The organism is Blautia massiliensis (ex Durand et al. 2017) (assembly GCF_001487165.1).
In the GTDB taxonomy this organism is placed as follows: domain Bacteria; phylum Bacillota; class Clostridia; order Lachnospirales; family Lachnospiraceae; genus Blautia_A; species Blautia_A fusiformis.
On the sequence record NZ_LN913006.1, the window covers coordinates 876,941 to 894,311 of the forward strand.

General features: G+C 47.9%; 20 protein-coding genes. 15 read left to right on the top strand and 5 right to left on the bottom strand.

Annotated elements, in window-relative coordinates; all coding sequences use genetic code 11:
* Position 1: 1 nt before the first annotated feature.
* The 8 genes from BN3261_RS04970 (at position 2) to BN3261_RS05005 (ending at position 5,474) form a co-directional block, all read left to right on the top strand.
* Positions 2-529, top strand: a complete 528-nt coding sequence (locus BN3261_RS04970) for a bifunctional adenosylcobinamide kinase/adenosylcobinamide-phosphate guanylyltransferase (RefSeq protein WP_021650417.1) — start codon at positions 2-4, stop codon at positions 527-529.
* Positions 526-1,302 carry an adenosylcobinamide-GDP ribazoletransferase gene (locus tag BN3261_RS04975; RefSeq protein ID WP_059085601.1) on the top strand — a complete coding sequence of 259 codons (777 nt, stop codon included), beginning with the start codon at positions 526-528 and terminating at the stop codon, positions 1,300-1,302. The genes BN3261_RS04970 and BN3261_RS04975 overlap by 4 nt, the downstream gene beginning before the upstream one ends.
* A gap of 27 nt (positions 1,303-1,329) precedes the next feature.
* The gene (locus tag BN3261_RS04980; RefSeq protein WP_059085602.1) at positions 1,330-1,710 is read left to right on the top strand and encodes a bifunctional adenosylcobinamide kinase/adenosylcobinamide-phosphate guanylyltransferase; all 381 of its coding nucleotides are present in this window, start codon (positions 1,330-1,332) and stop codon (positions 1,708-1,710) included.
* Complete coding sequence (locus tag BN3261_RS04985) at positions 1,703-2,302, top strand: histidine phosphatase family protein (protein ID WP_059085603.1); 600 nt, start codon at positions 1,703-1,705, stop codon at positions 2,300-2,302. Before BN3261_RS04980 ends, BN3261_RS04985 begins: the two co-directional genes overlap by 8 nt.
* A gap of 3 nt (positions 2,303-2,305) precedes the next feature.
* A complete protein-coding gene (locus BN3261_RS04990) occupies positions 2,306-3,121 on the top strand; it encodes a DUF975 family protein (protein ID WP_110925751.1) in 816 nt (271 codons plus the stop codon).
* Positions 3,093-3,956 carry a selenium-dependent molybdenum cofactor biosynthesis protein YqeB gene (gene yqeB, locus BN3261_RS04995; protein ID WP_330383240.1) on the top strand — a complete coding sequence of 288 codons (864 nt, stop codon included), beginning with the start codon at positions 3,093-3,095 and terminating at the stop codon, positions 3,954-3,956. The genes BN3261_RS04990 and yqeB overlap by 29 nt, the downstream gene beginning before the upstream one ends.
* A gap of 54 nt (positions 3,957-4,010) precedes the next feature.
* Positions 4,011-4,703 carry a selenium cofactor biosynthesis protein YqeC gene (gene yqeC / locus BN3261_RS05000; RefSeq protein ID WP_059085605.1) on the top strand — a complete coding sequence of 231 codons (693 nt, stop codon included), beginning with the start codon at positions 4,011-4,013 and terminating at the stop codon, positions 4,701-4,703.
* Between the two features lie 78 nt (positions 4,704-4,781).
* Positions 4,782-5,474: a nucleotidyltransferase family protein gene (locus BN3261_RS05005; RefSeq protein ID WP_195635112.1), complete on the top strand. Its 693-nt coding sequence runs from the start codon at positions 4,782-4,784 to the stop codon at positions 5,472-5,474.
* Positions 5,475-6,210: 736 nt separating this feature from the next.
* Here BN3261_RS05005 and BN3261_RS05010 read toward each other — a convergent pair.
* The gene (locus BN3261_RS05010) at positions 6,211-6,501 is read right to left on the bottom strand and encodes a BMC domain-containing protein (protein ID WP_059085607.1); all 291 of its coding nucleotides are present in this window, start codon (positions 6,499-6,501) and stop codon (positions 6,211-6,213) included.
* A 16-nt stretch (positions 6,502-6,517) separates the two neighbouring features.
* Entirely contained in the window at positions 6,518-6,817 is a 300-nt protein-coding gene (locus BN3261_RS05015; RefSeq protein WP_015524766.1) for a BMC domain-containing protein, read from the bottom strand.
* Positions 6,818-7,203: 386 nt separating this feature from the next.
* On the opposite strand from BN3261_RS05015, the gene BN3261_RS05020 reads away from it, so the two are divergent.
* The 5 genes from BN3261_RS05020 (at position 7,204) to yedF (ending at position 11,602) form a co-directional block, all read left to right on the top strand.
* Positions 7,204-8,565, top strand: a complete 1,362-nt coding sequence (locus tag BN3261_RS05020) for an MATE family efflux transporter (RefSeq protein ID WP_059085608.1) — start codon at positions 7,204-7,206, stop codon at positions 8,563-8,565.
* A gap of 130 nt (positions 8,566-8,695) precedes the next feature.
* Entirely contained in the window at positions 8,696-9,943 is a 1,248-nt protein-coding gene (locus BN3261_RS05025; RefSeq protein WP_059085609.1) for a DUF1015 domain-containing protein, read from the top strand.
* A 124-nt stretch (positions 9,944-10,067) separates the two neighbouring features.
* Entirely contained in the window at positions 10,068-10,712 is a 645-nt protein-coding gene (locus BN3261_RS05030; RefSeq protein ID WP_015524770.1) for a GTP pyrophosphokinase, read from the top strand.
* Positions 10,713-10,714: 2 nt separating this feature from the next.
* Positions 10,715-10,906 (top strand): hypothetical protein, encoded by a 192-nt coding sequence (locus tag BN3261_RS05035; RefSeq protein ID WP_015524771.1) that lies wholly within the window; start codon positions 10,715-10,717, stop codon positions 10,904-10,906.
* 84 nt (positions 10,907-10,990) lie between these two features.
* The gene (yedF, locus tag BN3261_RS05040) at positions 10,991-11,602 is read left to right on the top strand and encodes a sulfurtransferase-like selenium metabolism protein YedF (protein WP_015524772.1); all 612 of its coding nucleotides are present in this window, start codon (positions 10,991-10,993) and stop codon (positions 11,600-11,602) included.
* Between the two features lie 406 nt (positions 11,603-12,008).
* Here yedF and BN3261_RS05045 read toward each other — a convergent pair whose 3' ends face one another.
* The 3 genes from BN3261_RS05045 to BN3261_RS05055 form a co-directional block, all read right to left on the bottom strand.
* Entirely contained in the window at positions 12,009-13,172 is a 1,164-nt protein-coding gene (locus BN3261_RS05045; RefSeq protein ID WP_059085610.1) for an RNA-guided endonuclease InsQ/TnpB family protein, read from the bottom strand.
* Complete coding sequence (locus BN3261_RS05050; RefSeq protein ID WP_173741318.1) at positions 13,102-13,758, bottom strand: IS607 family transposase; 657 nt, start codon at positions 13,756-13,758, stop codon at positions 13,102-13,104. Before BN3261_RS05050 ends, BN3261_RS05045 begins: the two co-directional genes overlap by 71 nt.
* 68 nt (positions 13,759-13,826) lie before the next feature.
* Positions 13,827-15,041 (bottom strand): dicarboxylate/amino acid:cation symporter, encoded by a 1,215-nt coding sequence (locus tag BN3261_RS05055; RefSeq protein WP_059085612.1) that lies wholly within the window; start codon positions 15,039-15,041, stop codon positions 13,827-13,829.
* Positions 15,042-15,121: 80 nt separating this feature from the next.
* Between BN3261_RS05055 and BN3261_RS05060 the strand changes: the two genes are divergently transcribed.
* Positions 15,122-16,267 carry an aminotransferase class V-fold PLP-dependent enzyme gene (locus tag BN3261_RS05060; protein ID WP_059085613.1) on the top strand — a complete coding sequence of 382 codons (1,146 nt, stop codon included), beginning with the start codon at positions 15,122-15,124 and terminating at the stop codon, positions 16,265-16,267.
* A gap of 32 nt (positions 16,268-16,299) precedes the next feature.
* Complete coding sequence (locus BN3261_RS05065; RefSeq protein WP_059085614.1) at positions 16,300-17,304, top strand: XdhC family protein; 1,005 nt, start codon at positions 16,300-16,302, stop codon at positions 17,302-17,304.
* Positions 17,305-17,371 lie beyond the last annotated feature (67 nt).

Here is a 17,371-nt window from a genome sequence, read left to right on the forward strand (position 1 = left end):
TATGCTGGTTGTTGTAACAGGAGGCAGCGGAAGCGGAAAATCTGCTTTTGCGGAAGAAACCGTACTTTCCCTTGGCGAAGCCAGAAGGATCTATATCGCCACCATGCAGGCTTTTGACGAAGAAAGCCACAGGCGCATCCGCAGACACCGGCACATGCGTGCAGGAAAAGGCTTCGAGACAATAGAAAGATATACAGAGCTGGATGAGCTGCTCATCCCGAAGGACTGCGTGGTCCTTCTGGAGTGCATGTCCAATCTGGTTGCAAATGAGATGTTCCGGGAAGGCGGCTTCCACCCGGAGGTGGCAGAAAAGATCACAGAAGGAGTGAAAAATCTTCTTTCCCAGGCAAAGCATGTGGTGATCGTCACCAACGAGATCTTTTCAGACGGGATCCTCTACGAGGAAGAATCAGAACAGTACAAAAAAGAACTGGGACAGATCAACCAGAAGCTGGCAGAGATGGCAGAAGAGGTTGTGGAAGTCGTATACGGGATCCCTGTATGGCATAAAGGAGGAAAGGAAACATGAAAAGCTTATGGAACAGTTTTAAGGCAGCCTTTGCCATGTTTTCAAAGATCCCCATGCCCATGGTGGACTGGAAGAAGGAAAACATAAAATATATGATGTGCTTTTTCCCCTTTGTGGGTACTGCCATCGGCATCCTGACCTGGTTTGCAGGAGGGGCCCTCGGTGTACACGTAGCTCTGGAGCCATTTTTTCTCGCTGTGATCCTTACTGTGATCCCGGTATTTGTTACCGGCGGCATTCATGTAGACGGGCTTCTGGACACATCGGATGCATTAAGCTCCTGGCAGGAACGCACAAGGAGGCTGGAGATCCTGAAGGATTCCCATGCAGGTGCATTTGCCATTATCACAGCCTGTGTATATTTTATCCTCTGGCTGGGAGCCTGGGATCAGCTCCTTGGAAATTATAACGGGATCTGTATCATGAGCCTGGGCTTTATGATGTCCAGGTGTCTTTCCGGGATCGGTGTGATCACATTTCCCAAGGCAAGGACAGACGGGACTGTGGCAGAATTTTCCAGAAATGCGTCAGAGATCGCAGTGCGAAATGTTCTTATCACGATGTTTGTGATCCTTGCAGCGCTGATGATATGGGTAGATCCGGTCCTGGGTGTTCTGGCAGCTGTCAGCGCACTTCTGGTATTCTGGTGGTATCACCATATGGCTTTGAAATATTTTGGAGGGACCACAGGTGATCTTTCCGGATTTTTCCTTTGCATCTGCGAGGTTGTGATGGCACTGGTGCTTGCTCTTGGTGGCACGTTTAATCTGTAATGAAGATTTGGATGAGGTAAAGAAGATATGGAAATGATAATCGGAGGCGCATATCAGGGAAAAGCTGCCTATGCAAAAGCACAGTTCCCGGATGTGGACTGGAAATTCGGAGGAGAGATCACAGAAGAGGAGCTTCTGAAGGCAGCGGGTGTTCTGGGATTTCAGGAATACATAAGAAAAGCTCTGAAGGCAGGAGAAGATCTCACCAGCCTGGCAGAAAAGTTGGCACAGCAGGATCCGGATGTGATCCTTGTCAGTGAGGAGGTAGGCTACGGGATCGTTCCGGCGGATGCTTTTGAACGGCAGTACCGAGAAGCTGTTGGCCGGGTGTGCACTGCACTGGCTGCAAAAAGCAGAAGGGTCACAAGAGTGGTATGCGGGATTGGGACGGTGCTGAAGGATGATTAGATTATATCTGATACGACACGGACAGACACCCGGAAATAAGCTTCAGCGTTATATCGGAACAACGGATGAACCGCTGAGCACGGAGGGAAAGGAATTTCTGGAAAAGCTGACCTATCCCATGCCGGAGGCCCTTTATGTAAGTCCGCTCTGCCGTTGTGTGGAAACTGCGGGGATCCTTTTTCCAGGAAAAAGCTTTCATATTATCGAAGAGCTTTCCGAGTGTGATTTTGGAGAGTTTGAGAATAAAAATTATAAAGAGCTTTCCGGAAATCAGGATTATCAGAGGTGGATCGACAGCAATGGAACGCTTCCTTTTCCGGGAGGAGAAAGTCGAGAAGCGTTTAAGTGCCGGAGCCTTACAGGATTTCAGAAGGCTGTCACACAGTGTATCCGTAACAACATAAAGACAGCGGCTCTTGTGATACATGGCGGTACGATCATGAACATTATGGAAGAATATGCGGACAGACCCAGGGCTTTTTATGAATGGCATGTAAAAAACGGCGGCGGTTATCTGGCAGAGCTGGAGCCTGCGCTGTGGCAGAAGGGACGAAGAGAGCTCTGTGTCCGTGAAGCATATATGGAGGGTTAAGTTATGAATGAACAGAAGATCAGCTGGAAACGCAGCGACTTGAAATGGCGCGGAAAACAGGCATTCAAAAAAAATTACTGGTCAGCCGTTCTGGTAAGTCTGGTGCTGGCTATTGTGATGGCAACCGGCGGAAGCGGTGCGGCCACAGGCAGTGCCGGAAATGCGGTAAGTCCGGACTACGGTGTTACAACGTATCATCTGGGTACGGATATCAATGGTGTTACCTCTTATGCCAGTCATGTATTTCGTTCCCCACTGGCAGTGCTTTTTGCGCTTCTGAGTGCCAGTGCCATGGTAACGGTGGCTCTGATCGGGGTCCTTTTCCATTTCTTTGTGGGAAATGTTCTGGAGGTAGGCGGAAGAGATTTTTACATTGAGAACCTTTATTCTGTACCCGGGCCCGGAAAGCTCCTCAGTGTATTTCGTTCCGGAAATTACGGTAATATCGTAAAAACCATGTTTTTACGGGACCTGTATCTTGTATTGTGGACGCTGCTTTTTATTATTCCCGGAGTGGTAAAATCCTACGAATATAAGATGATCCCTTATCTTCTTGCGGAATATCCGGATATGAGCACAAAGGAAGTATTTGCAAAAAGCCGTGAGATGATGAACGGACAGAAGATGGATACCTTTATCCTGGATCTTTCCTTTATTCCCTGGTCTGTCCTTTCGGCAATTACGGCCGGGATCGCGGGACTCTTTTATGTATCCCCGTATAAGGATGCAACCTATGCGGAGCTTTATGATACTCTTGCGGCAGGAATGCCGGGAAACGGACGGCAGGTGTATGAAGATGAAAGCAGCGGCATTTACTGATAAAATGATCCTTGTGAGAGGTGGTGGAGATCTGGCCACAGGAGTGATCCACAAGCTTCATCAGAGTGGCTATCAGGTCCTGATCCTGGAATGTGACCGTCCAAGTGCCATCCGCCGTCATGTGGCCTTTTGTGAAACTGTTTATGACGGAACTGCAGAGGTAGAAGGCGTTGTGTGCAGGAGGATCACGGAGAACGATATCCGGACCCAGTGCAGGAAATGCTGGGTACAGGGAGAGATCCCCCTTCTGACAGATACCCATGGAAAATATATCCGCGAACTGGAGCCGGAGGCAGTGATCGATGCCATCCTTGCAAAAAAGAATCTTGGGACCAGCAGGGATATGGCACCACTGACTGTGGGACTTGGCCCGGGCTTTACCGCAGGGGAGGATGTGGATTACGTGATCGAGACCATGCGCGGCCATAACCTGGGAAGGATCATAAAAAAAGGCAGTGCCCTGCCGAATACCGGAGTGCCGGGACTGATCGCAGGGATCGGAAAGGAACGTGTGATCCATTCACCGGTAGCCGGTAACATGAAAAACATCTGTCAGATCGCAGATCTTGTTGAAAAAGACCAGGTGATCGCCATGGTAGGTGATACGCCGGTGAAGGCTACCATTTCCGGCGTGATCCGGGGGCTGATCCGGGACGGCTACCCTGTTTTTGAGGGAATGAAGATCGCGGACATCGACCCAAGGGCAGAACAGAAGAAAAACTGTTTTACGATTTCAGACAAGGCGAGGTGTATCGCAGGGGGAGTACTGGAGGTGCTGCTTTCCTGCGGAGTGCTTCCGGGAACAGAGAAAGCTGTGAGGAATGAGAATCTGTGACCGATACAGAGTCTGGTGTCCCTGAAAGAAGTTAGAAGATAAATGGAGTGTGTCATGAAGAAAAATGAAAAAGCGTTTACTGTGGCATTCACAGGAGGCGGCGGAAAGACCAGTCTGATCTTTGGACTGGCAGAAATATTTTCCGGACAGGGAAAACGTGTGATCGTGACCACAACCACGCATATGGCATGGGAACCGGAACGTCCTTTTGCGGAGGCAGAGGACATTCCGGGAGCATGCCGGCTTATAGAACAATACGGATACGTCATCGCGGCTCATCACAAGGCCGGGCAGCCAAAGATTTCCGGCCCCGAAAAGGAGATCCTGGAAAAGCTGCCCGGCTTTTGTGATCTTCTTCTTGTGGAAGCTGACGGATCCAGGCGCCGACCCCTTAAAGTGCCGGCTGTTCATGAGCCGGTGATCCCTTCTTTTGCAGATGTGGTAGTAGGAGTGATCGGTCTTGACTGCATCGGCAAAAGGATCTGTGATACGGCACACCGTCCGGATGATGTGGCGGGATTTCTGGGAAAGCGTACAGATGAGCCTGTGACATGGATGGATGTGTGGAAGATCATCCGGTCTGAAGACGGATTGCAAAAAGGAGTGGACGGACGAAGATTTCTTGCGTATCTGAACAAGGCAGATACTCTGGAGGATCCTTGTGTGGCGGAGAAGCTTATGGCACAAGGTCAGGAGTCTGGGATCATGGTGATCTGCGGAAGCCTGCAGAGAAGTGTAAACAGCTAGTACAGCGAAAATTAAGTTTCTGCTATATTGACGCAGGATGATTTCTTCATCTGCAAGGCGGAGGAATGAGGCGTAGCGGTGGCTACGACGATTGACGACAACGCAGCAGATGAAAAATCAGGCAAGTCAATATGGCGGTTACTTAATTTTCGCTGTACTAGAATCGAAAGGAAGTGGAGCGGTGATATGAAACTGGGACTGATCATGCTGGCAGCAGGAAACAGCCGGCGGTTTGGAAGCAATAAGCTACTGTACGGGATAGACGGAATGCCGATGTACAGGCATATTCTCCTGGAGCTGAAAAAAGTGAAAGCAGCACTGGAGGAACAGGGGCACAGGTGTGAGATCACAGTTGTCACACAGTATGAGGAGATTGCGCAGGAAGCAGAGAAGCTCGGCGTGCGGTTTCTTTATAATCTGCATCCGGATGAGGGGATATCTTCCTCATTGAAGATCGGGCTGCGGGTCAACCGGGAGATGGATGCTTGTTTGTTTACGGTGGCAGATCAGCCGTGGTTGCGGTGGGAGACGGTTTTTGGACTGGTGGATGTGTTTTTGAGAGATGGGAAGGGAATCGCCTGTGTGGAGCATGATGGGAAGACCGGGAATCCCTGTGTTTTTTCGAAGAAGTATTATGGGGAGCTGATGGAGCTTTCCGGTGATGTCGGAGGGAAGAGAGTGGTTGTGGCACATCGGGGGGATGTGGCTGTGATGAAGGTTGAGGATGGAAGGGAGATGGTGGATGTGGATTTTGCGGACGGACGCCGGTGAGGTACCGTCTGGTTTGGGCTGGGCTTCGTCGGGGGCTGGCTTCTAAGGCGCTGGAAATCTGCTAAAACCGCTGAAAAAAATCCAGAACTCGCTCCTGCGTCGCTCAAACAGCTGGATTTTTTCCAGCAACGCAGATTCCCACCGCCTAAGAAGCGCACCCCTCCTGCAGAGCCAGCCCAAACCAGACGCTACCTCGCCGGCTGACGTGCGAAGGAGTGGAGTGCTAGAGTGAAGGCGTGAGTTTAAAGAATATAGCGAAAAGAGTTGCTGACATGCGAAAGGGGAGATAGGCTAGAGTGAAAGTGTGAAGTTTGTAGAAGCAGAGCATCAACGATGAAAGCACCGGTTGATGTGCGAAGGAGTGGAAGGCTATATTGGAGACGTGAGGTTGAAGAATATAGTGAAAAGAGCTGTTGACGTGTGGCATAGGGAATGTGCTGGAGTGAGCTAGGGTGAAAGCACCGTGTCTGAGGAAATTTCACGCATACAAAAGCCAGCAGGGAACCGCCCTGGCGTAGTGGGATGTTCTGCAGGAGTCCTGCTGATTCTTAGGTGGTGTGGTTTCTGCGTTATTCCAAAAAGTTCTGCTGTCTGAGCGGCTTGACGCGAGTTCAGAACTTTTTGGAATGGTTTTAGCAGAAGCCGCAGCACCTTAGAAGCCAGCGGACGACGAAGCCCTTCCCGCTACGCCAGGGCGGTTCCCTGCGTACGTTCATTATTATAATATAGATATTTCCTACATAAAGTGATTCTTAGCCGCTTCTTCCTCAGCCAGACGAACCGTCTCACCGGAAGGATTGGAGATCACTGCTGAAGCTACGATCTCACAAGGCGGGTTTCCCTTTACACTGTCAATGGCAGCTGTAACGGCAGAAACATCACCGGTCAGAAAAACAGTGGCATGTCCACCACACTTTGTCTGCCAGGTAAGAAAAGAAACATCAGAAGTCTTCAGCATCTGGTCGATCACCAGGATTGCATTACTGCTGCCAACAACCTCAACTAAACCAAAAGCACCATAATTCATAAATCCGTCGCCCCCTTTATTTATTGATCGTCATCTTCAGTGCGATCTCAGTATCCTCAGAAGGAGAAGCGATCACAGTATGAGAAACAACCTTACCAAGAGGTTTGGCTGCCTCCAGCGCAACCTCCATAGCTGCATTAACGTCAGAAACAGAACCACGCATCTTGACACAGGCGCCACTCTTCAGACGGTTACGCTCAACACTTTGGATCCTGACATTGGCTGCTTTGGAAGCAGCATCAAGAGCAACAAAACAGGCAACCAGGTTATCAAGCTCAAAAACACCTACAGCCATGCCCTTATAATTATTATCCATAAAAATACCTCCATGCGGAACAGATTCCCAGTGATGTGGTTTTTCGACCGATTTTACGTGGAATCATTACCGTTTTTATGGCTTTATTATAACTTTTTTAGACAAAAATAGCAAGAAATAAATACACGGATAATCAGATAGTTACTGTCCATTCCGTTTTCAGCAACATGCTTCGCGATGTACAGAATTTATGCTGATCGCATAAGTTCGCGCGGTATGTCTCGGGTTTTCTGTGATCTTCGCTCACAAAAAACAGTTTGCGGGATATTACAGTGAACAAACAGTAACGTCTGATATTTCCACAGCAGCCTTACAGGGAAATATTTACTTTGCATATCAGATATAGTATTATTTACAATAGTAAAAAAGCAGGAAGGTGTAAAGAAATGCAGACACATCAAACAGACTTTTCAACAGGAAATGTCTATCGTAACATTATGGAGGTAGCTGTGCCGATGATCATTGCACAGATCCTGAACCTCCTTTACAACATTGTGGATCGGATCTATATCGGAAGGATTCCTGAGATCGGAGCCACTGCACTGACAGGAGTGGGACTGTGTTTTCCTATTATCACCCTGATCACCGCATTTACCTATCTTTTTGGAAATGGAGGAGCACCGCTTTGCTCCATGGAACGGGGAAGAGGAAACCGGGAAGAAGCAGAAATGCTCATGGGAAACACCTTTGTGATGCTGATCGGCACAGGAGTGATCCTGACAGCCATTGGCCTTATCTTTTACAGACCGATCCTATATGCCTTTGGCGCCAGTGATGTAACCTTTTCCTATGCGTCAGACTACATAAGGATCTATCTTCTGGGAACCCTGTTTGTGATGATCACTCTGGGAATGAACCCGTTTATCAACAGCCAGGGCTTTGGAAACACAGGGATGCTCACGATACTGATCGGTGCTGTACTGAACATTCTTCTGGATCCCCTGTTTATCTTTGGGATGCACATGGGAGTCCGGGGAGCGGCTTTGGCGACTATCATTTCCCAGTTCTGTTCCGCCATCTGGGTCTTACGCTTCCTTACAGGAAAAAAGGCGATCCTGAACCTGAAAAAAAGCGCCATGAGGATCTCCTGGAAAAGAGTGGGCAGTATCGTAAGCCTGGGTATGTCCGGTTTTTTTATGGCATTTACAAACAGTCTTGTGCAGGTGGTATGCAATGCCACACTCCAGACCTGGGGTGGTGATATCTACGTTGGTGTCATGACAGTTTTAAATTCTGTCCGTGACATTTTCGCCATGCCGGTCCATGGGCTTACTACAGGTGCTTCTCCGGTCATGAGCTTCAATTATGGAGAAAAAGCATACGACAGAGTCAAAAAAGCAATTAAATTTATTACAGCTGTCTGTGTGATCTATACCCTGGCAGGCTGGGGAATCCTGAAGCTGCTTCCGGAATTTTTCATCCGGATCTTTAACAGCGATCCCGGGCTTCTGGAAAAGGGAGTTCCTGCCCTTCATATTTACTTTTTCGGCTTCTGCTTTATGGCATTGCAGTTTACCGGACAAAGCGTGTTCGTGGCACTGGGAAAGGCAAAAAAGGCCACCTTTTTTTCTCTGCTCCGAAAGGTAGTGATCGTAGTACCGCTGACGCTCCTGCTGCCTTCTGTGAATGGCCTGGGAACAGACGGCGTGTTCTGGGCGGAACCGGTTTCCAACCTTGTAGGCGGCTGTGCATGCTTTTTCACCATGCTGGCGACGGTACTGCCGGAGCTGAACAAACGTAAGGCATAAGACGGGCCGGATAAAGGTTTGCGGGAAATTTTGATATGTGTTAGAATGGACAGGATGATTTTTCTGCAAACTAAGCAGAAATCTTAAGAAGGGCCGGCGTATGGCCGGGCAGGAATGAGAGGAAAACATAATGGCTTTATTTCAGGCATTTCGGGCAGTAAGACCTGCTTCGGAAAAAGCAGAAAAGGTGGCTGCACTTCCCTATGACGTAGTCAGCAGAGAAGAAGCGAGAGAGATCGGGGAAAAAAATCCGGAATCTTTTCTCCATATAGACCGTGCGGAGATGGATCTGGACCCGGAAACTGATCTTTATGATCCGAAGGTTTATCAGAAGGCAAGGGAAAATCTGGATCGTTTCCAGAAAGAAGGGATCCTGATCCAGGATGAGAAACCGAACTATTATCTGTATGAACTGATCCGTAAGGGAAGATCCCAGACCGGGATCGTAGGTGTCAGTTCCATTGATGATTACATGAATGGTGTGATCAAAAAGCATGAGCTTACAAGAGAGGATAAGGAGCAGGATCGCATCCGTCATGTGGATGTCTGTGATGCCAACACAGGCCCTATTTTTCTGGCGTGCAGATATCCGGCAGAGCTTCTTACTCTTATGGAAGAATGGAAAAATGCACATGTTCCTGTGTATGATTTTACTTCCGATGACGAGATCACACATCGTGTATGGGTCGTAGATGAGGAAGAAAAGATCCGGACTATACATAGTCTTTTTGGCGGAATCTCCTCTATCTATATTGCTGATGGTCACCACAGAGCAGCCTCCGCAGTAAAGGTTGGACAGAAGAGAAGAGCGGAGCATCCGGACTACACCGGAAAAGAAGAATTTAACTTTTTCCTGTCAGTGGTATTTCCGTATGACCAGCTGACCATCCTTCCGTATCACAGGATCGTAAAGGATATCAAGGGTATGGAACCCAAAGCCTTTATCGGAAGCATGAAGTTTAATTTTGAGCTGATGGCAATGCCGGGATTTCCATGTAAACCGGTGGAGAAACACTGCTTCGGGCTGTATGTAGACGGAGAATGGTTCCATCTGAAGGCATATCCGGATATCTATGCGGGTAAAGACAGCGTAGGTCAGCTGGATGTGTCTATTCTTCAGGATAAGGTCCTGGGTCCGGTTCTGGGGATCAGTGACCCGCGTACCGATGAGAGGATCCGCTTTATGGGAGGAAACCACAGACTGAAGGATCTGGCAGCAGCTGCAGATGAGACAGGAGGAGCTGCCTTTGCCATGTATCCTACATCCATGGAGGAGCTGATGACGATCGCAGACGAGGGTAAGCTTATGCCGCCAAAGAGCACCTGGTTTGAACCGAAGCTCCGCAGTGGTCTTTTTATCCATAAGCTTTCAGACTGATGCCGGAGGCTTTATAGATTTTTAATAAAATGGTCAGGAAAATCTTAGGAAATCACTACAGATTGCTCACATTTGTCCGGTAAGATACAAGTATATGCTGAGCAAACGCGAAAGAGGGGTTTTCATGACAAACGAACAGTATTACGATTGCATCCAGCCATATCAGAACGCATGTCAGATCATGCGCGCCAAGCTTGAGGTGCTCAACGGAAGCCTGTATCAGAAGTCTTCCGTATCTCCGATCCACAATATCCAGGAACGGATCAAATCCAAGAAGAGCATCGAAAAGAAGCTGGAGAAGCTGGGACATTCGGACAGTGTGCAGAACGCCAAGGATCATCTCCGGGATATCGCTGGGATCCGTGTGATCTGCTACTTTATTGATGATATATACAATCTTGTAAATGCGCTGAAGCGGCAGAGTGAACTGATCTTTATCAGGGAAAAGGATTACATACAGAATCCCAAGCCTAACGGATACCGCAGCTTTCACGTGATCATTGCAGTTCCGGTGTATTATCTGGATACCATGGAGTATTTTCCGGTGGAGATCCAGCTGAGGACGATGACCATGGATCTCTGGGCAAGCATGGAGCACCGTGTCTGTTACAAGAAGCTTCCGGAACACAGGGATGAGCTGGCGGAGGCCTTCTGTCAGTATGCAGATATCCTTGGAAAGATCGAGGAACAGTTTGAAGCCTACAATGAAACAGGAATGCTGGAGGAGATCACACCTGCCCAGATTACTGAGAATCCGACGGAGGGATAGGAATGGAGATCGAAGAGGAATTTATATCCGGTTTCTGCCGTACCATGAACGGGGGCGAAACCGTCTGCTGTGAGTATACACGGCAGGAGGACAGCAGCAGGAAGCTGACCTTTATGGACTGCGCGCATGAAAGATGTGTAAACACAGGCGCCTGTGAGATCTTCAAACAGGCCCATGAGCTGGAGCAGAAATAAAAGATCAAAGAAAAGAAAACAGCGAAAAAGCAATAATGATAAAACAGCAATTATAAAAAATCACAGAATACAGGAGGAGTGAGTATGAAGCACACAGTAGATGCAATGGGGAAACAGTGTCCGATCCCGGTTGTAATGACCAAGAAGATCCTTGACAAGGCAGAGCAGGGAGACGAGATCTTGATCCTGGTAGACAACGAAACAGCAGTAAACAATTTGAGCAGACTTGCCGGAAGTACCGGATGCAGTTTCGTATCCAGAAAAACAGAAGGTGGTTACGAGATCAATATGACAGTAAAATCTGATCCTGCTGCAAGAAGCCAGGCAGAGCCTGAGATCGTCTGCACACCGGCTGTTCCGCAGGGAGATTATACCGTTGCCATCACTTCCGATAAGATGGGAGATGGAGATCCGGAGCTTGGCGGGATCCTGATCAAGGGATTTGTGTATGCGCTGACACAGCTGGAGACACCGCCGTCAGTTATGCTGTTTTATAATGGCGGAGCCAGACTTACTGCACAGGATTCACCATGTATCGAAGACCTTAAGACCTTACAGGAGCAGGGAACCGAGATTCTGACCTGCGGAACCTGCGTGAACTTCTACGGACTGAAGGAACCGGCAGTGGGAACCGTAACAAATATGTATACCATAGCGGAAAAGCTCACAAAAGCAGGAAAAGTGATCCGCCCGTAAACAGAAAAACATATAGAAACAACAAAAGCATATAGAAACTTACAGAAGCAGACAGAAACAAATAGAAATATACAGAAATGCCGCAGAGCCATTTTGAAGCCTGCGGCATTTCTGACATCCAGTTGGTATCTGGTTGATATCCGGTTATGAGCAAGCAACGAAGCGGATCGGGAATATCCGCCTGACTTAGCTCCGAACTTACAATTCCACATCAAGCTGCTGCTGCCACTCAAAATGTGATTAAACATACTCACATCGAGATAATGCGGATTCTCACGAATACCGCTTACTGTTTCTTTGTGTATGCTTTTGAGTAACCGGAGTTATCTCTACTCACAGATCCTAAGTACACTCCACAGTCGTTAATTCCCGAAATAGCCTTCGGTACATACTTACGTTTGCGGGATCATGCAACTTCGTAAGTCTCTGCATCTCTCAGATTCCGTGCTGCATTGAGATCTCTGTCCTCAATATATCCACATGTGCATCTGTAGATCCTGTCTGAAAGTTTCAGATCTTTTTTAATACAGCTGCAGCAGTGGCAGATCCTGGAAGATGGATACCATCGGTCAACTACTCTCAGTTCGATTCCATATTCAGCACATTTTGTTTTCAATTTTGTCCGGAATTCATAGAATTTCTGGGACGCAACTGCTTTTGAGAGATGCCGGTTCTTCATCATCCCGGATATGTTCAGATCCTCAATCGTTATATGAGACGGCTTGGTTTTCACTATCTCAGATATTACCTTGTTGATATGATCTGTACGGATATTTTCTATCCGATGATGAAGTTTCTGTACTTTAAGCTTTTGTTTGCATATATTTGCTCTTTGAGTGGTCTCCCCTTTCTTTAAGTTCTCATATTTACGGGAAAGCTTTCGCTGTGCCCGTCTTAATTGTTTCTCAAGTTTTCTAATCCGTGCTGTTTTATTGATATTTCTGTATACAGTTCCATTTGATACAACTGCAAAGTCTTTCAGCCCCAGATCAATTCCAATCCCATCAGTGAAATTTCCATCTGCTTCCGGAGCAGGTATATCGACAAGTGCAGACACATAATATCTGCCTGCTTTCATGGAAACTGCCCCGCTTCGGATCACATATCCATCCTTAGAGGTCGGAATGTAACCTTTTTCTTTCAGCCTTATCCAGCCAAGTGTTGGGATCTTGATCCTGTGACGTTCACAGAGACAGTCTTTGGGATTATTCTTTACAAAATACATTTTTACATCAGATCTTCCTTTTTTCTTATATCTCGGGAAACTACTCTGATGATGAAAAAATCTTGAAAAAGCGGTACAGGCATTTTCGATTGCATTCTTTACCGATTTGGAACTGACTTCTCTGATCCAGAAATATTCCGGATGCCTTGGAAGGTATTCATTGTTCAGCCATACACTGAACGACTTGCCGCTCATAAATCTTTCACCGGCATCATAACGTTCTTTATTATGAAACAGGTAGAAATTATAAATATATCTGCATGTGCCGATTGTCTTATGTATTTTGATCTTCTGCTCTTCTGTAGGATCGATCTCTGTCTTGAAGCTCTTCAGCAATCTCCTCATCCTTTTCTATCTGTTTTTTATACTTACGAAGTCCATATAATCTACAGGAAAACACATGAAGGATGGAAATAATATCCTGTACAAGTTCTTCCTGTGGTGACAGTTCTTCATTGTTCACCACCAGTATCATTGTGTGGAATTTCATGCAGAATCTTTCAAACCAGTCGTATCCAAAACGGATAAATCTGTCTTTATGCGTGATCACTATGGTTTTGACCTTCTGCTCCATGACTTCGTCCAGTAATCCATTCCATTTCTTGCGGTTATAATTAAGTCCGCTTCCATAGTCTTCAATGCACTGGTCTACGATCATTCCTCTGGCATTACAGAACTGACGCAGAAATGCTGTCTGATCTTGAAGATCATCCCTTTGGTTTTTGGTAGATACTCTTGCATAAATAACAACTTTTCGTTTATCATGTTCTATATTTATACCTTTAAATTGAAGATACTGGTCATATGTGTAATAACGTCTGTCTGTTGGAGTTCGGTTTGCTTTTAAGATTCCCTCTCTGTCCCATCTCTGAAGCGTTTTTACAGAAACACCTAATAATTCCGCAAAATCTTTTGGTTTATAATTTGTGATATTTGATGTGTCCATAATATACCTCCATAAGTATATTTAAACACATTTAATATCTTTCTGCAATATATTTAGTTACTTATATCATCCTCCTCAATATGATGGCGCTTTGCATAGCCGGTAAGCATCAGTGTCAGTGCACCGTCGCCGGTCACGTTGCATGCGGTACCGAAGCTGTCCTGCAGTGCAAAGATGGTAAGCATCAATGCAGTGCCGGAGCTGTCGAATTTCAGTATTCCGGTGATGATGCCAAGGGATGCCATGACGGTTCCGCCGGGAACACCGGGAGCTCCGATGGCAAAGATACCCAGAAGAAGGCAGAACAGAACCATGGTACCCGGCGTGGGAACGGAACCGTACAGGATCTTCGAAATCGCCATACAGAAGAAAACCTCTGTCAGAACGGAGCCACAGAGATGGATGTTTGCAAAAAGAGGAATCCCGAAGCTGACCAGATCCTTACGGAGTGGTTTTGCCTTGGAGGCGCACTGCAGTGCAACGGCCAGTGTGGCTGCAGAGGACATGGTCCCTACGGCAGTCAGATAGGCAGGACCATAATGGCGGACAACCTCCAGAGGATTTTCTCCGGAATAGATACCTGCAAGGATGTAAAGAAGAGCCATCCAGATAAAATGCCCGGCAAGCACCAGTACGATGATCTTCAGAAAAACAGGCAGCTGTCTGGTGATGGTTCCCTCGTAGGCAAGGCCACAGAAGGTAGTGCCGATAAATAACGGAAGAATGGGGATGATGATTCGAGCCACCAGAGAAAGAACGATTTTCTGAAATTCATCCAGGAGCCCAGTGATCAGCTTCGCCTTTGTCCAGGTAGCGGCAAGTCCCAGCATCATTGCAAAAACAAGAGCACTCATAACGGACATGATCTGCGGGATCTCCAGCTCAAAGATCACCTCCGGCAGCCGCTTCAGTCCTGCAGCATAGGAATGGATGGACAGATGTGGAATGATGAGAAAGCCAGAGGCTGTGGAAAAAAGCGCTGCGCCAACAGAGGAGCCGTAAGCGAGGACAACCGCAACACCCAGCATCAGCGAAGCATTTTTGCCAAGCCTGGTAATGGACGGAGCGATAAATCCCAGCACGATCAGCGGCACGCAGAAGGTAATGATCTGGCCCAGAATGTACTTGATAGTAACTGTGATATTAAGAACTGCCATGGAGAGCCCGTTGGTGCTGTACCGGTTCAGGATAAGCCCGGCTATGATCCCCAGGATCACGGCGACCAGCAGCTTAAATGGCAGACTGTTGAAAAAAGATGTTTTTTTCATTGGAAAACCTCCTCGGATAGTATAAAATAAAGCCAGAGTTTATTATAAAGGTATTTGATAAAAATCACAAGGAGGGTCAAATGATTTATCTGGATAACGCGGCTACAAGCTTTCATAAGCCGGACTGTGTGCCGCGTGCTGTGGTGGAAGCCATGCAGCATGCAGGAAACAGCGGAAGGGGCAGCAGCGGCGAAGCAATGGCAGCCTCAAGGCTTATTTTTGATACAAGATGCCAGATCGCAGAGATGTTTGACGTATGGGGACCGGAATGTGTGGCCTTTACATCCAATGACACGGAAGCGCTCAATATCGCCCTGCAGGGAACACTTCATCCAGAGGAGGGAACTATCCATGCGATCTGTACGGAGATGGATCACAACAGTGTGCTCCGTCCGCTGTACCGCCTGGAAAAAAAGGGCATGAAGCTTACGATCTTGCCGGCAGACCGCAAGGGACGGATCTCCCTTACGGAGCTTGAAGCAGCCATCCGTCCGGAGACGAAGGTGATCGTCTGTACCCACGCTTCCAATCTGACAGGAAATCTCAATGATATCCATGCCATCGGTGAGATCGCACAGAAGCACCAGAAGCTTTTTATTGTGGATGCTGCCCAGACAGCAGGAGTATTTCCGATTTCCATGAAAAAAGATCATATAGATATTCTTTGCTTTTCCGGACATAAGGGCCTTATGGGACCCCAGGGCACAGGAGCCATCTGTGTCCGGCCGGGGGTATCTGTGGAGCCTCTGAAGGTAGGCGGAAGCGGCGTCCTCACCTTTCAGAGAGAGCATCCGCAGGATATGCCGGAGACACTGGAGGCAGGCACCCTGAACAGCCATGGGATCGCAGGTCTTGGCGCAGCCATGGACTGGATCAGGGAAACCGGAACAGAACAGATCCGAAAAAGAGAGCAGCAGCTGATGTGGCGTTTTTATGACCAGGTAAAGGAAATTCCGGGAGTCACTCTGTACGGGGATTTTTCCAGGGAAGAACGCTCCCCTGTGGTGACGCTGAATATTGCAGAGATGGATTCGGCAGAGGTGGCCATGGTCCTTGATGAAGAGTACGGGATCAGTGTAAGAGCCGGCGGCCACTGTGCACCGCTGATGCACAAAGCACTGGGAACCGAAAAAACAGGAGCCGTCCGCTTCAGCTTTTCTTATTTTAATACGGAAGAAGAGGTGGACACTGCTGTCGGGGCGGTAAAGGAGCTTGCCGCGGAATAAACAGCGAAAGACGGACAGAAAGGACACAGAGAATGTATCAGACAATATATGATGTGGTAGAAAAAAGAGGGCGTGTAAAAACAGGGATCCTTCTGAACGGAAAGGATGCCGGGCTGAAATATCTTTTGGAAGAAAGCAGCTTTTTTTATCCGAAGAGAGCAGAAAGAAATAAAGAAGCAGAAGAATTCCTGAAGGCTTCCGTGGAAGCAGCTGTGGAAACCGGCGTTGTAAAAAGCGGAGACCAGGAGATATTTGTGGAAACCTACGAGAAGAATCCCAGGCTGATCATACTGGGTGGCGGCCATGTTTCTCTTCCGGTAGCAGAGATCGGCAGGATGCTGGGCTTTCATGTAACAGTCATGGATGACCGGGAGGAATTTGTGACGGAGGAAAGATTTCCCATGGCAGATGAGAGGATCTTTGGAGAGTTTGATACCCTGTCCGACAGGATCCCTCCCTATGAAAATGCCTACTATGTAGTGGTGACACGAGGCCATCTGGGAGATTCCGCCTGTGCAAGAGCAATCCTTAAGAGACCCTTTGCATATTTCGGAATGATCGGAAGCAGGACAAAGGTGCGAATCACCAGGGAAAAGCTCCTGAAAGAGGGCTTTATGGAGGAACAGCTGGATCAGATCCATGCCCCCATCGGACTTCCCATCGGAGGACAGATGCCGGCTGAGATCGCCGTGAGCATCATGGCAGAGATCGTGCAGGAAAAGAACCGGCATTTCCGCACCTACTGTGATGAGGAGGTGGAGGCAGCAGTACGCCGCAGGACACCGGGAACCATGGTCACGATCATCGAGAAGAAGGGCTCCTCACCAAGAGGAACTGGGAGCAAGATGTTCGTATTCCGGGACGGAAGCACGGCAGGAAGCATCGGCGGCGGAAAAGTGGAGTTTGAAGCCGGAAAACACGCAGTAAATATCCGAAATACGGAAACGAAGGCTTATGAGCTGGGACAGGGGGCAGGAGATCTGGGAATGATCTGCGGCGGAACTGTCCGGGTGCTTTTTGAGCCGGTAAATATGTGAAAGAACCGGACAGGACTTGCATAATATTGCAGAATCGTGTATATTGGGAAAAGAGATTTTTTTACCG

What these genes read in the sequence shown, in the direction of transcription:
- BN3261_RS04985 (WP_059085603.1), top strand. Translation starts at nt 1,703, where the DNA reads ATGATTAGATTATATCTGATACGACACGGACAGACACCCGGAAATAAG.
- BN3261_RS05030 (WP_015524770.1), top strand. Translation starts at nt 10,068, where the DNA reads ATGACAAACGAACAGTATTACGATTGCATCCAGCCATATCAGAACGCA.
- BN3261_RS05045 (WP_059085610.1), bottom strand. Translation starts at nt 13,172, where the DNA reads ATGAGGAGATTGCTGAAGAGCTTCAAGACAGAGATCGATCCTACAGAA.
- BN3261_RS05060 (WP_059085613.1), top strand. Translation starts at nt 15,122, where the DNA reads ATGATTTATCTGGATAACGCGGCTACAAGCTTTCATAAGCCGGACTGT.
- BN3261_RS05035 (WP_015524771.1), top strand. Translation starts at nt 10,715, where the DNA reads ATGGAGATCGAAGAGGAATTTATATCCGGTTTCTGCCGTACCATGAAC.
- BN3261_RS04990 (WP_110925751.1), top strand. Translation starts at nt 2,306, where the DNA reads ATGAATGAACAGAAGATCAGCTGGAAACGCAGCGACTTGAAATGGCGC.
- yqeC (WP_059085605.1), top strand. Translation starts at nt 4,011, where the DNA reads ATGAAGAAAAATGAAAAAGCGTTTACTGTGGCATTCACAGGAGGCGGC.
- BN3261_RS05015 (WP_015524766.1), bottom strand. Translation starts at nt 6,817, where the DNA reads ATGGATAATAATTATAAGGGCATGGCTGTAGGTGTTTTTGAGCTTGAT.
- BN3261_RS04970 (WP_021650417.1), top strand. Translation starts at nt 2, where the DNA reads ATGCTGGTTGTTGTAACAGGAGGCAGCGGAAGCGGAAAATCTGCTTTT.
- BN3261_RS04975 (WP_059085601.1), top strand. Translation starts at nt 526, where the DNA reads ATGAAAAGCTTATGGAACAGTTTTAAGGCAGCCTTTGCCATGTTTTCA.
- BN3261_RS05065 (WP_059085614.1), top strand. Translation starts at nt 16,300, where the DNA reads ATGTATCAGACAATATATGATGTGGTAGAAAAAAGAGGGCGTGTAAAA.
- yqeB (WP_330383240.1), top strand. Translation starts at nt 3,093, where the DNA reads ATGAAGATGAAAGCAGCGGCATTTACTGATAAAATGATCCTTGTGAGA.
- BN3261_RS05055 (WP_059085612.1), bottom strand. Translation starts at nt 15,041, where the DNA reads ATGAAAAAAACATCTTTTTTCAACAGTCTGCCATTTAAGCTGCTGGTC.
- BN3261_RS05025 (WP_059085609.1), top strand. Translation starts at nt 8,696, where the DNA reads ATGGCTTTATTTCAGGCATTTCGGGCAGTAAGACCTGCTTCGGAAAAA.
- yedF (WP_015524772.1), top strand. Translation starts at nt 10,991, where the DNA reads ATGAAGCACACAGTAGATGCAATGGGGAAACAGTGTCCGATCCCGGTT.
- BN3261_RS05020 (WP_059085608.1), top strand. Translation starts at nt 7,204, where the DNA reads ATGCAGACACATCAAACAGACTTTTCAACAGGAAATGTCTATCGTAAC.
- BN3261_RS05010 (WP_059085607.1), bottom strand. Translation starts at nt 6,501, where the DNA reads ATGAATTATGGTGCTTTTGGTTTAGTTGAGGTTGTTGGCAGCAGTAAT.
- BN3261_RS04980 (WP_059085602.1), top strand. Translation starts at nt 1,330, where the DNA reads ATGGAAATGATAATCGGAGGCGCATATCAGGGAAAAGCTGCCTATGCA.